The organism is Streptomyces sp. NBC_01723 (assembly GCF_036246005.1).
In the GTDB taxonomy this organism is placed as follows: Bacteria; Actinomycetota; Actinomycetes; order Streptomycetales; family Streptomycetaceae; genus Streptomyces.
The window spans coordinates 6912274-6926986 of sequence record NZ_CP109171.1 but is presented as its reverse complement, the minus strand read 5'-3'; the positions used below and the strand labels follow the sequence as shown (position 1 = coordinate 6926986).

Below are 14713 nucleotides of genomic sequence, written 5' to 3'. Positions count from 1 at the left end.
CAACGGCATACCGCAGGGGCCATCAGCCGTCACTACCCGACGACAACCCGAAATCCTCAGTAATCGTTCGCTGGACTCGATGCCCTTGCGGGCGATGCGGACGCCAATGCGCTTGCCGCGTAACCATTTCCGCAGGTGGGGGATGTCGTACGCCTTGTCGGCGTGCAGGCGCTGGGGCTTGAAGTGGCGGTCGCGATGGGGGTCGTGTCTCGTTTGGTGACCCTCCACCATCGGCTTCAGTCCTTCGCTGTCGTGGGTGTTGCCGGCGGAGACACCGACAACGAGGGGCAGGCCGTTCGCGTCCGACAGGATGTGCATCTTGGAACCCGGCTTGCCCCGGTCCACGGGGCTCGGACCTGTGTGTTCGCCCCTTTTGGCCCGGACGTGGGCGGTGTCGAGTACGACGCGGGTGACGTCGATCAGGCCGGCGTCGTCGAGCCGGTGCAGCACGGCCTCGTGCAGACGGCCCCAGACACCGGCTCTGGACCAGATCAGGAACCGGCGGTGCGCAGTCGACTTCGATATCCCGAAGCACGGCGGCAGAGCCCGCCAGGCGCAACCGCTGACCAGCACGTAGATGATCGCCGCGAACAGCGTCTCATCAGGTGTGTCCTGCGTTCCGCCACCCTGCGGTCGCACCTTCGACGGCGGGATCAGCGGCTCGGCGATCTCCCACAGCCCGTCCGGAACAATCCAACTCCACGTACCCCGCCCCATAGACAGCCCAACGAGCGATCACCACGTAGGACACGGTCTAAAGGCTGTCCCGCAACGTTGAGGCGGGCGGTTGCGAGACCGAGAGGTTCGGCGCCTATCCTCCTGCTGTGCAGCTGCCTCGGGATCCGTCGAACGTCGCCTATGCTCTGGAGGCAGCGTTTCCGACCCGTCTTTCCGGTGACGTGCAGAGCGTCCTGGCGGTCATGCCGGAGGCCAGGCTCGCACCGACGATGCCATTCGAGGTCGAGGTGCAGGGCGAGACCGTCGCCATCCCGTCGCGCATCTACAACGAGGAGCCGAGCGCCGATTCGGAGCGGCCACCCCTGGCCGGGACTCAGCAGGTAATTTTGCACTGCCTGTACTCCCGGCACAGTGATGGCCAGGTCCGTCAGCGGCACCTTGAGCAGATTGTGGCGTCGGGCGAGCCGTGGGTAGTGCCGTTCGTGGTGCAGTTGGCCGGCGAATACGTGCTGGAGATCATCGAGGCGATCGGCCGGGGTCTTCCAGGACTCGCCATCCCAGGCTCGGCCCAGCGCCGACTCTACGGGGAGTTCATCGCTCGGAATCCGGCCTTCTTCGCCCGCACGGAGCGGCGCGTGGTGAGCTACTGGTCGTGCTACTACCGCTGGAAGTACGGAGCGTTTGGGACGTATCCAGGGTGCGTCCTTTTGGAAGCGTTCCGGGCCGCTGTGGTGGAACAGGTGGGCGGGCAGTGGCCGCGGCACACGCCGCATCCCGCTGGCGGACGCGGGTGAGGGACCTGCCTGAGTTCGGCCATGGCCCTATTCAGCAAGGTTGAGATTGTGCAGCCGGGCGATGCCGCGCACGGCGTGGTGGACACCGTCGCCCTTGAGCCTGCAGTCGCGGAGGATTTTCCAGGTCTTCATCCGGGCAAAGACGTGCTCCACTCGCGCACGGACCTGCTTGTGTGAGCGGTTGTGCTCCCGCTTCCAGCCGGGTAGTTCCTCGCCCTGGGTGCGGCGGTGAGGCATGATCAATCCGGTCCCTGGATAGCCGCCATCAGCTATCACGGTCGTCCGGCCGACCGCTGCCTTGGCCCCCGATTCCTCCCACGCCTTGCAGTCGTTCCGGTTGCCCGGCAGCGGCCGACCGACCACAACGACCAGGCGGGTGTCGGCATCGATTACCACTTGGTGATTGGTGGAGTACCGATAGTTCTTCGACTGCTCGGCCACCGCATGGTCTCGGGTGGGCACCAACGTCCCGTCCACGATCAGCACCGTGCCCCTCGCGAACCGGCGTCGGGGCGGCAAGGCCAGCAGAGGGCCGATGTGGTCGATGATCCGGTCGGTCGCCGACTTCGAAACCCCGAACAGCAGGGCCAGTTGGCGCATGGTCAAGGTGGTTCGCCAGTAGGCCGCGACCAGGAGAATACGGTCTTCAAGCGACAGGCCCCACGGACGACCCGTCCGTGGTTCGGCTGAGCTCTCGCGCTGCACCGCGGTCACCAACTTGCCGAAGGAGTGCGGGCTCAGCCCGGTGAACGGACGTATCCAAGACGGCTCTGACGCCGTGATCACACCAACCACACCAAGATCATCTCACCCGTGACCAGCAGTTACGGGACACTCCTTAGGTGGCTCGGCCATTGACCGGTCCGTCGACGGCGACCCGTTGCGCTGGGCCCGCGAGATCAAACTGTGCAACGTCCCGGGATGGATACCCAGATGCCGGCACCTCCGGAATCGGGTTTCCGGTCTCCGTAACGCTCCCTCGCGGAACTCGGTGTTGTAGATGCGCTTTCTGGATGCCACGACCCTCAACTATCCCCCCGGTCGCGGTTTCCACAGTAGGAGGGGAACCTCACAGTGCCCGGGAACGGGCTGCGTTTCCGCTGACTGGCTATCGCTTCACCGCTGACGTACCAGCGCTCGGCCGCACGGTCGGGAGCCAGTGAACCGAACACCGCCGACCGCCGTTGAACGGAGGCGGAGGCTGACCGACCGGTAGGGCCGCGCACCGTGACGCGCGTACAACCGGGCCCGGCGCGGGGACAACGTACGGCTGTCCCACCGGCGGTCCCGCGCGCCGGTGCTCGGCCTCCGTCCTGCCACGCACCCCGATAGGATGGTATTCAGTGACGCAGTATTCGACGCCCACGGACGTGGGGGCGCGCGTCCTCGAGAGCGGCGTGATGGTGCTGTCGCTCGGGGAGCGGGAAGTACGTTGTCCACCCGAGGCCACCGCGGTCTGGATCGCCCTGCGTCGGCACGGAGGACGTACCGAGGAGGCGGCAGCCTGTCTGGCCGCGGCGTGGGATGAGAGCCCGGAGGACGTCCACGTCGAGGTCATGGATCTGGCACGGCGGTGGTGCCAGGGGGGATTCCTGCGCGGTGTGACGTGACCGCAGCCGGAACGAACGCCGCGGGCGTGGGGTGCCCGCCGAACGGGCCCGGTCGGCCGCCACGGGTGGACCGTCCGCCGCTTCCTGGGATGTGCCGGTTCCAGGCGCGGGGGACGCGCGCTTAGTACTCCAGCAGCGGTTCGTGTCCTGAACTGCGTTTTCGGTAGTGGCAGTGGTGGGCGACGGCCTGGCGGCGTCTTCTCCAGGCCGACCACTTCAGTGCGTGGGCGACGGGGTCGTGGTCGCTTCGTGGGTGGGGCAGGAGAGTGTCCAGGAGCCGCCGGATCTCTGCCACGGTGAGCGGGACGAGGGCTGATCCGTTTCTGCAGCCCCCTTTGCGGCCTCGCCGCGGGCCTGGGCGGCGAGTGCGGTCAGGACCGCGTGGGCGAGCATGGCCAGGGTGATGTGCCGATACCAGCCGGGATAGCGGCGGACCTCGTATTGGTCGAGGCCGCATTCGTTCTTCGCGGCCTGGAAGCACTCCTCGATCGCCCAGCGGGAGCCGGCGATGCGGGCCAGCTCGGCGATCTCGACACCAACGGGGGCGTAGGCGAGGTAGTAGGCGAGTTCGCCGGGGTCGGACAGGCTGCGGCGAGCCATGACCCAGCGGTGATGGGGCGGCGGGTCGGGGTCGAAGATGATGTTGGCGGGCAGCTTGGCTGCGGCCCGGTCGTAGACGCGCGGGCCCTTGGCGCCGTCGCCGCAGGAGAGTCTCTGCCAGGCATCGGCAGGGGCGTCCTCGATGAGCTGGTCGATGCGCCAAATGCCGGCCAGGGACTTGATCTGCTGTGACTTGGGCACCGCCACCACGTAGCCGATGTCAAGTTGCTCGAGCAGGCGGCGGAAGTGCCAGTCCTGCCCGTAGGCCTCGTCCGCGGTGACCCACTTGGCGGGCAGGCCGGTGGCCAGGCAGCGGCGGACGATGTTCCGGGCCAGTTCTCCCTTGGTCGCGAAGCCGCGTTTGTCGGGGATCTTCGCCGCCCGGCAGCGGTCGCGGTCGGACGTCCATGCCTTGGGCAGGTAGAGCTCCCGGTCCACCAGGGCCCGGCCCGAGTGGGTGGCATAGGCGGCGAACACCCCGATCTGGCAGTTGTCGATCTTTCCCGAGGTGCCGGTGTACTGTCGGCCCACCCCGGCCGAGGTGGTGCCCTTCTTGATGAACCCGGTGTCGTCAATGATCAACACTCCATTGAGGCCAAGGGACTCACCGACGTAGGCACGGACGTCGTCGCGCAGGGCGTCCGCGTCCCAGACGCTGCTGTTCAACAGCCGCTGGAAGCCGTCCGGCGTGCGGTGGCCTGCCCATTCCGCGAGCTGCCAGCCGTTCTTCCGTGCCGCTTGGCCCAGCAGACCGCGGACGTAGTCCCGCATCCGCCACCGCAGATCCGCCGGAGCGAACCGGCCCGCCACCCGGGCGAACACCGACTCCAACTCGTCAGCCCAGCAACCGCCTTCAGTCATGCCCTCCATACCGGGACAACGACAATCAGCAGCTCAGGACACGAACCGCTGCTGGAGTATTAGACCGTGTCCTACATGGTCAGTTGGTCGTTGGGTTGGTCATGGGGCGGGGTGCGTGGAGTTGGATTGTGCCGGACGGGCTGTGGGAGATCGCGAAGCCGCTGATCCCGCCATTGAAGGTGCGGCCACAGGGTGGTGGGACGCAGGACACACCTGATGAGACGCTGTTCGCCGCGATCATCTACGTCCTGGTCAGTGGGTGTGCCTGGCGGGCCCTGCCGCCCTGCTTCGGGATATCGAAGTCCACGGCGCATCGCCGGTTCCTGATCTGGTCGCGGGCCGGGGTGTGGGGCCGGCTGCACGAGGAGATCCTGCACCGCCTCGACGACGCCGGCCTGCTCGACCTGTCCCGGGCCGTCCTCGACTCCGCCCACGTCAGGGCGAAAAAGGGGGGCGAACTCACCGGTCCGAGCCCCGTGGACCGGGGTAAGGCGGGTTCCACGATGCACGTCCTGTCGGATGCGAGCGGACTGCCCCTCGTCGTCGGCATCACCGCGGCCAACACCCATGACAGCCGGGCCCTGAAGCCCATGGTGCTCGGCCACCAAACGAGACACGACCCCCACCGCGGACGTCACTTCAAGCCCCAGCGCCTGCACGCCGACAAGGCCTACGACATACCTGAACTGCGGAAATGGCTCCGCGGGAAACGCATCGGCGTCCGCATCGCCCGCAAGGGCATCGAGTCCAGCGAGCGACTCGGGCGCCGCAGGTGGGTGATCGAGCGGACCATGTCCTGGCTGACCGGCTACCGCCGACTCAACCACCGCTACGAGCACCATCCCCGCAACTACCTGGCATTCCTCGGCCTCGCCGCAGCCATCTGCTGCTACAAACGACTCCTCCGCCTCACCACATAGGACACGGTCCTACTACGCGCACGACGACGGGTACGCCGTGTACCTCATCCTGTACGTCACGGCCACACCATCGGCGAAGTCTTCCTCGCCCGCGCCCGTTGGCGCCTGGCCCGCCGCAGCACTCGCGGGTCCGTCCGCGTCCGCCTGCGCATCGTCGTCCTTGGCGCGACCGTCACCCTCGGATACAGCGCCGTCCGCATAGGCAACGTGATCGTCGGCGCCTTCGACACCTCCCTCGCGGAATGGGAGGGCTTCGCCTGGACCTGCGGTGATGTCGGCGCCATGCTCACACTGATCGGCTGGCTTGTGCCCACGATCAGCGACCAGGCCGAGAGCGTCCGGTACCGGATCAAGCAGTAGCGCAGCTACTACGGCCTGAGCCCCCTGCGGCTGGCCTTCTTTAGCGAGGCCCCGGAGATAGCGCTATCGATCGGCAGGGTCGACCCGGCCCAGAGACGCCGCTTCCGGCGCATCTCGATCACGCTCTACCGCCGAGCCGTCGAGATCCGGGACGCCCGCGTCGTGATGCGCCGGTACCTCGAAGCCTCCGTCCGCGAGGCCAGCTCCTCGCCGGAATCGCCGCCCGGGCCGCAGGCGTCCGCCCAGAGCCTGGCCGGCTCACCGAGTTCGTCGAATCTGAACGAGCAGCGGGCGTCCTCTCATGGCCCGGACAATTGTCTTCCACTCGTCGCGATCGGAACGGCGCCAGAGGCCATGGTCGAGGACTACGGACCGGCCAGGGCGCAGTCCGGCGTCGCCAATGAGCTCGACTCAGGGCGGCCGGACATCTTTTGTATAGTTGGGGCGTGGAAACAGCCACCCAAGCCTCTCTACGCTTCGCTGTGCTGGGGCCAGTCCGAGCGTGGCGAGGCGAAGCGGAACTGATCCTCGGCTCGCCACAGCAGCGTGTGGTGCTGGCAGCGCTGCTGTTGCGACGCGGACGTCTGGTCACCACCGACGAGCTCGTCTACGCTGTTTGGGGCGGGAATTCGCCAACGGCGGCCGTACCCGTACTGCGTACGTACATATCGCGGCTGCGCAAGATCTTGGAGCCTGAACGGGCACGCGACGAGTCCCGGGCTGTGATTGTCTCGGCCACCGATGGATACATGGCGCGCGTTCCTGAAAACGCCCTGGATTTGTGCGTGTTCGAGCAGCGAGTTACCCAAGCGGCGGAGTTGCGCACCGTGGGTGAGTTGTCCGCAGCTTCTCGGCTGCTGCACGCCGCGCTCAGCGGATGGTACGAGACCCCCCTGGCAGGGCTGGCGGGTCCCCTCGCCGAGGCCGAGCGTTCCCGGCTGGACGAAGCGCGGCTGAGCGCCCTTGAGGCACGCTTCGACGTCGATATCCAACTCGGGCGACATGGCGCCGTGGTTCCCGAGTTGCGCGCCCTGACAAATCAGTACCCGCTGCGTGAGCGACTGTGTGAGCTGCTCATGGCTGCCCTGTACCAGTCAGGGCGCCAGGCAGAGGCACTGGCCTGCTACCGCGCGACACGAAATACCCTGGTGGCTGAGTTGGGGGTCGAACCAGGCGCGTCGTTGAGGGCACTCCACCACAACATTCTGACGGCCGATGTGTCGCTCGAGCACTCCTCGCCCTCGCGACGAACAGCTACGCCAGCAGACGCACGCCCCGCTTCCACCTCCGAACCGGTTGCCCGCCCCGCCCAACTCCCAGCCGGCCTGTCCACCTTCACCGGCCGAGAAGCCGAACTCGACCAGGTGCGTGCTCTGTTGCCTATGGACGGCAACCACTCCGAGAGGATGGCCATCAGTGTCGTGAGTGGCATGGCCGGGATTGGAAAAACTACTCTGGCCGTCCATTTGGCCCATGAGGTCGCCGGTCGCTTTCCCGACGGCCAACTGTTCATCAACCTACGTGGGTTCGACGCGACTGGTTCGATCATGATGCCGGAGGAGGCCATCCGTATTTTCCTCGACGCGTTAGGCGTCCCTCCGCAGCGGATTCCCTCCCAACTTGAGGCTCAGATCGCCCTATACCGCACTTTGCTCGCCAAACGACGGATGCTGATTGTTCTCGACAATGCCCGCGACGTCGAACACCTGCGTCCGTTGTTGCCCGGCTCACCAGGCTGCCTCGTCATCGTCACCAGTCGCAACCAACTCACCAGTTTGATCGCCAGTGAGGGTGCGTACCCGCTGACTCTGAGCCAATTGACGCCGACAGACGCGTATGACTTCCTGAGGCTTCGGCTCGGGGCGAAGCGACTATCGGCGGAACCAGTCGCGGTGGACGAGATCATCGCACTCTGTGGTCGGCTGCCGCTGGCACTGGCCGTCGTCGCCGCCCGCGCGGCGATCAACCCCCACTTTCCGCTCGGTGTCATCGTCGACGAACTGCGCGACAGCCAGGGAAGCCTCGACGCCTTTACGGGCGGTGACCTCCGCACTGATGTACGTGCCATCTTCTCTTGGTCGTACGATGCGTTGTCGCCCGCGGCCTCCCGCTTGTTCCGCCTCCTGGGCCTCCACGTCGGCCCGGACATCTCCGCACCTGCTGTGGCCGCCCTCGCCAGGCTTCCCCTGCGGGAGGCTCGCAACTTGCTCGCGGAACTGACTCACGCGCACCTGCTCGTCGAACGGGTACCCGGCCGCTACACCATGCACGACCTCCTGCGTGTCTACGCGCGCGAGGAGGTCCGCGCCGAGGAACCGCCACAGGAGCAGGATCGGGCAGTCGAGCGGCTGCTCGCGTGGTACTTGCACACCGTGGACGCGGTCTACCCTCTACTCGCCCCGCACCGCCAGCGGATTCTGCTGGAACCAGTGCCCCCCGGTTGCTGCCCCCTATCGTTCACAACTTATGACCAGGCTCTGCAGTGGTGCGAGATCGAGCGGGCCAACCTCGTTGCCGCTGTGCATCAGGCCGCCGCCTCCGGTAGAGCAGGCATCGCCTGGCGACTCGCCGCGGTCTCCTGGGCTTTCTTCTATTTGCGCAGCCATCTGCACGACTGGCTCGACACCTCGACAACAGCTCTTGCGGCCGCCCGCGCTGCCTTCGACCGCAAAGGAGAGGCCCAGAGCCTCGGGGACGTGGCCGGTGCCCTGACGCACTGGCGCCGGTTCGACGAGAGCATCGACCACTACTGGCAGGCGATGGTTCTCTGCCGGGAGCTGGGAGATAGGGAGGGCAGGGCACAGGCCGTATGCAATCTCGGCAACGTGTATCTGAACAGCGGCAGGCTCGACAAGGCCGTCGAATACAGCCGGCGGGGACTAGTGATGATCCGGCACAGTGGCTACTCCTACGGAGAAGCGATAGCCCTGGCCAATCTGGGTGACGCCTACCAGCAGCTCGGCAGGCTTGACGAGGCCAACGACTGTCTGGAAAAGTCGTTGACCATCCTGCGAACCGTCGGCAATCGCTGGGTTGAAGGTGCCGTACTCGACATTCTCGGTACCGTTGCGCACCAGCTCCGTCGCTACGACGAAGCCATCGAGCGCTACGAGCAGGCCCTTAAAGCACATCGAGACGTTGCCAACCAATGGGGCGAAGGCCATACCTTGAGCAACCTTGGCGACGCCCAACTGGCCACCAACGAACCTGGGGCGGCTCGCAACAGCTGGCTCAAGGCCCTGGCGATCTGGAAGGATCTCGACCATCCTGACGCTGACAGCATGAGGGACAGACTCCGCTACCTGGACGGCTCCCCTCGGGGCGCCCTGCCGGATGCCGCATTCGGCGAAACAGCCACCGCGGTCCAACACTGAGCTTTTTCGAGGTCGTCACCGATCAGGTGATGGGCCGTGAAGCGCAACAAGCGAGGCCCCCGGGCTGTTGATCGAGATGTCTGACGCCTCAATCTCGTTGCTCGGGGGCCTCGTTGGTCGTCCGCACTGCCGCACTCGACCTGCCGCATGCACTCGTGGAGTGGGTCACCATGCTGATCGTCACCCGTGAGGGCGACCGGCGCTGCAAGTTCCGGCCGTCCCAGCGCGCGATGGTGGCACTGGTGTACCTGCGTGAGCACATCACTCTGGCGAGGATCGCCACCGGGTTCGGAATCAGCGATTCCACCGCCCACGCCTACACCCGCCCGGTTGTCGACCTGCTCGCCGCGCGTGCACCGGGTCTGCTGAAGACACTGCGCGAGAACGAGCCCGACTTCGTCCTGCTCGACGGCACCCTCGCTGAGTGCGACCGGGTCGGCGACGGCCGGGCCGACTACTCCCACAAGCATCGGCGCCACGGCGTGAACGCGCAGGTCGTCACCGATCCCGGTGGCCGGCTGCTATGGCTCTCGCCCGCTCTGCCGGGCCGCACTCACGACCTGACCGCAGCGCGCACCCACCGGATCATCCGAATCTGCGAGCGACAGGGCGCCCCGATCGTGGCTGATCTCGCCTACCAGGGCGCCGGCCCCTGGCTGACCACCGGCATCAAACGTAGGCCCCTCGAGGAACTCACTCCCACCAACAGGACCCGCAACCGTGCTCTGACCGCGGCACGAGCACCCGTCGAACGAGGCGTCGCACACCTGAAGTCCTGGCGGATCTTCCGCAGATCCCGCTGCAGCCCCAGCCGCATGACGTCAATCGCGAAGGCGGTCCTCACACTGGAGCAGCAACGCTGAAGAAGCTCATTGCCCAAAGAATATTGAGCCTTTTCAGCGTGGCCACTGAACGGGTGATGGTGCTGCTGGGGAGGAGGGACCGCAACGCACGAGGCTCCCGTGCCGTTGAGGGAGGTGTTCGAAGTCTCAATCCATCGGCACAGGAGCCTCGTTGGTTCCCTATCCTGCCGCACTCGACCTGTCTCACGCCTTGGTCGCGTGGGTCACGATGCTCATCGTCACCCTTGAGGGGGACCGGCGATGCAAGCTCCCGCCGCACCAGCGTGCGCTGGTCGCCCTGGTGTATCTGCGCCGTCACGACACCCTCGCGCGCATCGCGGCCGGCTTCGGTATATCCGTCGGTACCGCTCACGCATACGCCACGGCCGTCGTCGGTCTGCTCGCCGGCCGGGCTCCGGGCCTGCTGAAGGTCCTGCGCGAGAGCGACCCGGACCTCGTGCTGCTGGACGGGACCCTCGCCGAGTGCGACCGGACCGGCGACGGCCGTGGGCCGTGGCGACTACCCGGCCAAGCACCGCCGCCACGGGGTGAACGACCAGGCCGTCACCGACCCCACCGGCAAGGTGCTGTGGATCTCGCCCGCGCTGCCGGACCGCACCCATGACCTGACCTCGGCCCGCCCCCACCGGATCATCCGGATCTGCGAGCGACAGGGCGCCCCCGCCCTGGCTGACCGCGCATACCAGGGCGCCGGCCCTTGGGCCACCACCGGGCTCAAACGACCACCCGGAGGCGAACTCACGCCCACACAGCGAACTGTCAACCGCGCACCGGCCCAGGCTCGAGCTCCCGTCGAACGCGGCATGGCACAGCTGAAGTCCTGGCAGATCTTCCGCAGAGCCCGCATCAGCCCCAACCACATGACCGTCATCGCCAAGGCCCTCCTCACCCTGGAGAGCCAACTCTGAAAGAGCTCAATGTGTGCGGACGTCTGAACCCCGGGTGCACTGAACCCCTCCGGGCAGTCCCGACCAGTGCTGAAGACGTTTCATCTCGCTTTGCCTCGCGGTGGCTGTAGGTAAGGCGTGGCGGGACGTTGCTGGGGAGGCGGGGCGGAACGAAGCGGCCAGTCGTCCGGCACGCTTCCTGGGGACCGTAGTGGTGTCAGGAAAGCCGCGCTCACAGCAGTCGCACTAGAGGTTGTCCCGTAACCGGTGGTGCTGCTGGTGCGTTGGTCGGGCATGGGTGGGGTGATCTCAGCAGATGATCCGAAGTGGATCGAGCCGTTTGCGGGTCTGACCGAGGTGCAGTTTGCGAGGCTGGTGGCACTGGTACGGCGCCGAGGTGGCGACGTTCAGCGTGGCCGGCCATGGCGGCTGTCGCTCGAAGACCGGGTGTTGCTGGTGGCGACGTACTGGCGCACGAACCTCACGTTGCGGCAGGTGGCGCCGTTGTTCGGAGTCTCGAAGTCCGCTGCCGACCGCATCTTGGACCATCTCGCACCGCTGCTGGCCATCTCGCCCGCGCGGCGGCCGCGCAAGGACACCGTCTACATCGTCGACGGCACTCTGGTGCCCACCCGCGACCGCAGTGTCGCCGCGTCCAGCAAGAACTACCGGTACTCGACCAATCTGCAGGTCGTCATCGACGCCAACAGCCGCCTGGTCGTGGCCATCGGTCTCCCGCTGCCCGGCAGCCGCAACGACTGCCGGGCCTTCACCGAGTCCGGCATCGATCGGGCCTGCCGCGGCGCCCCGACCCTTGCCGACGGCGGCTACCAAGGCACCGGCCTCCTGATCCCGCACCGCAAACGACGAGGCCAGAGCCACCTCAGCCCCTCGCAGGAGGCAGAGAACGCCGTCCATCGCCGGGCACGAGCGCGCGTGGAACACGCCCTGTCGCGGTTGAAGAACTGGAAGATCCTGCGGGACTGCCGACTCAAGGGCGACGGAGTTCACCAGGCCATGCTCGGCATCGCCCGACTGCACAACCTGGCCCTCACTGGATAACTCACACTCCATACGGGACAACCTCTAGCCTCGCGCTTTCGCGAGGTGGGCTGTCCAAGAGATGATCAGAAACACGGAAAGTGCCCTTGACCTGCAACGATAGGACTTGCTGAGGGTCCTGTTGGCTGCAAGGAAAAGAGCACTTTCCAGGTGAGAGAGCCTATCTCGTCGTACCCGCGTGTCCGTGTCCAGGGAGACGGTCGGCAGGTGGTCTCGCAGGCCGGTGCGGTCCTGCTGCTGGAGACGGTCCGCAAGACGGGCCTTGACCAGGCGATATCCGCAGCCCTGGCGCCCTGGCGGAAGCCGCGGGCCGTCCACGATCCCGGAAGATCCTCCTGGACCTCGCGCTGGCAGTCGCGATGGGCGGGGACTGCCTGGCGGATATCGGCATGCTGCGGGCCGAGCCGGCCGTGTTCGGGCCGGTCGCCTCCGACCCGACGGTCTCCCGCCTCATCGACACCCTCGCAGCCTCCGGGGAGAAGGCCCTGCGGGCCATCCGTTCCGCGCGGGCTGAAGTCCGTCAACGTGCCTGGCGGTTGGCCGGACGGGCAGCGCCTGATGCGGGCGGGGCGGTGACCGTCGACCTCGACGGGGTGCTGGTGATCGCGCACTCGGACAAGGAGGACGCCGCACCCACCTGGAAGCGGACCTACGGCCATCACCCGCTGATGGGCTTCGTCGACCACGGACCGGGCGGCACGGGGGAACCGGTCGCGGCCCTGCTCAGACCAGGAAACGCGGGCTCGAACACCGCGTCCGACCACGTCACCGCCGCCCAACTGGCGCTGGCCCAGCTGCCGAAGAAGTACCGGCGTGGGCGCCGGACCCTGATCCGCACTGACTCCGCGGGCGGCACTCACGACTTCGTCGCATGGCTCGCCCAGCGGGGACGGTGGCTGTCCTACTCGGTCGGCATGGTGATCACCGACGCGATCCACCAGCACGTGCTGAAGGTTCCGGCCTCGGCCTGGACGGCGGCCATCGAGACCGGCGGCGAGATCCGCGACGGCGCCTGGGTCGCTGAACTCACCGGCGACGTTCTGGACGGCTGGCCCAAGGACATGCGGCTGATCGTCAGGAAGGAACGACCGCACCCCGGGGCCCAGTTGAGGCTCACGGACGCGGACGGCATGCGGCTGACCTGTTTCGCCACCAACACCTCGGGCCGGCCGATCGCCGAGCTCGAGCTCCGTCACCGGCTGCGGGCCCGGGCCGAGGACCGCATCCGGGCCGCCCGGGCCACCGGCCTGCGGAATCTTCCTCTGCACCGCACGGCCCAGAACCGGATCTGGCTGGAGATCGTGCAGATCGCTCTCGACCTGCTGGCCTGGATGCCGATGCTCGCCCTGACCGGCAAGGCCCGTCTCTGGGAACCTCGCCGCCTGCGGCTCCGCCTGTTCACCACGGCCGGACAGCTCGTGACCACCGGCCGTCGGCAAATCCTCCGCCTGGCCCAGCACTGGCCCTGGACCAGTCACATCACTGCCGCCCTCGAACGGCTCGCACTCCTGCCGAACCCGGGATGAGCAGCGGATTCATCCGCCCCTACGAGAGAACCCTCCGGCCGGAGCAGTGGAACCCGGCGTCCATCCGAGACGACACTCGGGCCCTCAACCTGCCCAGCCTCAGCCCACAGCACGAAAACGGTCCACCGACTCCGTCGGCGGACCGTCACGCAAGATCGAGGCTAGACCGTGTCCTACATGGTCAGTTTGAGGAGTCGTTTGTAGCAGCACAGTGCTGCGGCGAGGCCGAGAAAGGCCAGGTAGTTGCGGGGTTTCCGTTCGTAGCGAGGGCTGAGTCTGCGGTAGCCGGACAGCCAGGAGATGGTCCGTTCGATCACCCATCGGCGCCGACCCAATCGTTCGCTGGACTCGATGCCCTTGCGGGCGATACGCACTCCGATCCGCTTGCCGCGGAGCCATTTCCGCAGTTCAGGGATGTCGTAGGCCTTGTCGGCATGGAGGCGTTGGGGTTTGAAGTGGCGGCCGCGATAGGGGTCGTGTTTCGTTTGGTGACCCGCCACCATGGGCTTCAGGCTTTGGCTGTCGTGGACGTTGGCGGCCGAGACGCCGACGACCAGGGGCAGTCCGTTCGCGTCCGACAGGATGTGCATCTTGGAACCCGGCTTGCTCGGACCTGTGTGTTCGCCCCTTTTTTAGCGCGCACATGAGCCGAGTCGAGGACCACACGGGAGACATCGACAAGGCCCGCGTCATCGAGCCGGTGAACGACGGCTTCATGCAAGCGCCCCCACACGCCGGCCCTCGACCAGATCATGAACCTGCGGTGTGCGGTCGACTTCGATATCCCGAAACACGGCGGCAGAGCCCGCCAGGCACATCCACTGACCAGCACATAGATGATCGCTGCGAACAGCGTCTCATCAGGCGTGTTCTGCTTCCCGCCGCCCTGCGGCCGAACCCGGACCTCCGGGATCAACGGCCTGGCGATCTCCCACAAGCCGTCCGGAACAATCCAACTCCACGTACCCCGCCCCATACGCAGCCCAACGACCAACTGACCATGTAGGACACGGTCTTACTCCCGACTCCACGGGCCGGGCTGTCAAGGTGATGGATGTGGCGCTGACCCAGCACCGTGTTGACTTGGTGCTGACTGAGGTGGCATGACTTAGCGTTTCCGCAGGTCGGAGGGGTGAATTGGGATGTGCGGACGGCAGACGTGAACACCGAGCCCTACC

At 66.7% G+C, this 14713-nt stretch carries 11 protein-coding genes and 3 pseudogenes; 10 read left to right on the top strand and 4 right to left on the bottom strand.

Translation table 11 applies throughout. From position 1 onward, the window contains the following. Nucleotides 1–54: 54 nt before the first annotated feature. Nucleotides 55–717: pseudogene (locus OIE75_RS32550) on the bottom strand (IS5 family transposase); the annotation flags it as partial. Nucleotides 718–824: 107 nt separating this feature from the next. Here OIE75_RS32550 and OIE75_RS32545 point away from each other — a divergent pair. Next, on the top strand, nt 825–1472 hold the full coding sequence (locus tag OIE75_RS32545; RefSeq protein ID WP_329473088.1) for a hypothetical protein: 648 nt from the start codon (nt 825–827) through the stop codon (nt 1470–1472). Between the two features lie 27 nt (nt 1473–1499). On the opposite strand, the gene OIE75_RS32540 is transcribed toward OIE75_RS32545, so the two are convergent. Then, nucleotides 1500–2267, bottom strand: a complete 768-nt coding sequence (locus OIE75_RS32540) for a transposase (RefSeq protein WP_329473087.1) — start codon at nt 2265–2267, stop codon at nt 1500–1502. 548 nt (nt 2268–2815) lie between these two features. Here OIE75_RS32540 and OIE75_RS32535 point away from each other — a divergent pair. Beyond that, a complete protein-coding gene (locus tag OIE75_RS32535) occupies nt 2816–3082 on the top strand; it encodes a hypothetical protein (protein WP_329473086.1) in 267 nt (88 codons plus the stop codon). Between the two features lie 216 nt (nt 3083–3298). Here the strand turns inward: OIE75_RS32535 and OIE75_RS32530 are convergent, their stop codons facing one another. Continuing rightward, nucleotides 3299–4543 (bottom strand): IS701 family transposase, encoded by a 1245-nt coding sequence (locus OIE75_RS32530; protein WP_329473085.1) that lies wholly within the window; start codon nt 4541–4543, stop codon nt 3299–3301. A 101-nt stretch (nt 4544–4644) separates the two neighbouring features. Here OIE75_RS32530 and OIE75_RS32525 point away from each other — a divergent pair, with 101 nt between their 5' ends. The 8 genes and pseudogenes from OIE75_RS32525 (at nt 4645) to OIE75_RS32490 (ending at nt 13535) form a co-directional block, all read left to right on the top strand. Further along, on the top strand, nt 4645–5463 hold the full coding sequence (locus OIE75_RS32525; protein WP_329473039.1) for an IS5 family transposase: 819 nt from the start codon (nt 4645–4647) through the stop codon (nt 5461–5463). Between the two features lie 207 nt (nt 5464–5670). After that, on the top strand, nt 5671–5823 hold the full coding sequence (locus tag OIE75_RS32520) for a hypothetical protein (RefSeq protein WP_329473084.1): 153 nt from the start codon (nt 5671–5673) through the stop codon (nt 5821–5823). Between the two features lie 15 nt (nt 5824–5838). Next, nucleotides 5839–6348, top strand: a complete 510-nt coding sequence (locus OIE75_RS32515) for a DUF6545 domain-containing protein (protein WP_329474098.1) — start codon at nt 5839–5841, stop codon at nt 6346–6348. Beyond that, a complete protein-coding gene (locus tag OIE75_RS32510; protein WP_329473083.1) occupies nt 6270–9197 on the top strand; it encodes an AfsR/SARP family transcriptional regulator in 2928 nt (975 codons plus the stop codon). The genes OIE75_RS32515 and OIE75_RS32510 overlap by 79 nt, the downstream gene beginning before the upstream one ends. A gap of 113 nt (nt 9198–9310) precedes the next feature. Then, nucleotides 9311–10060 carry a transposase family protein gene (locus OIE75_RS32505; RefSeq protein WP_329473082.1) on the top strand — a complete coding sequence of 250 codons (750 nt, stop codon included), beginning with the start codon at nt 9311–9313 and terminating at the stop codon, nt 10058–10060. 151 nt (nt 10061–10211) lie between these two features. Further along, nucleotides 10212–10968: pseudogene (locus OIE75_RS32500) on the top strand (transposase family protein). 273 nt (nt 10969–11241) lie between these two features. Further along, nucleotides 11242–12009 (top strand): IS5-like element IS1373 family transposase, encoded by a 768-nt coding sequence (locus tag OIE75_RS32495; RefSeq protein WP_329474011.1) that lies wholly within the window; start codon nt 11242–11244, stop codon nt 12007–12009. A 150-nt stretch (nt 12010–12159) separates the two neighbouring features. Then, nucleotides 12160–13535 (top strand): annotated as a pseudogene (locus tag OIE75_RS32490) (IS1380 family transposase). A 173-nt stretch (nt 13536–13708) separates the two neighbouring features. Here the strand turns inward: OIE75_RS32490 and OIE75_RS32485 are convergent. Next, nucleotides 13709–14511, bottom strand: a protein-coding gene (locus OIE75_RS32485; protein WP_329474097.1) for an IS5 family transposase whose coding sequence is annotated in 2 segments (ribosomal slippage) — nt 13709–14163 and nt 14163–14511 — 804 coding nt in all. Because the reading frame shifts where the segments join, the coding sequence is not laid out codon by codon here. Nucleotides 14512–14713: the final 202 nt, after the last annotated feature.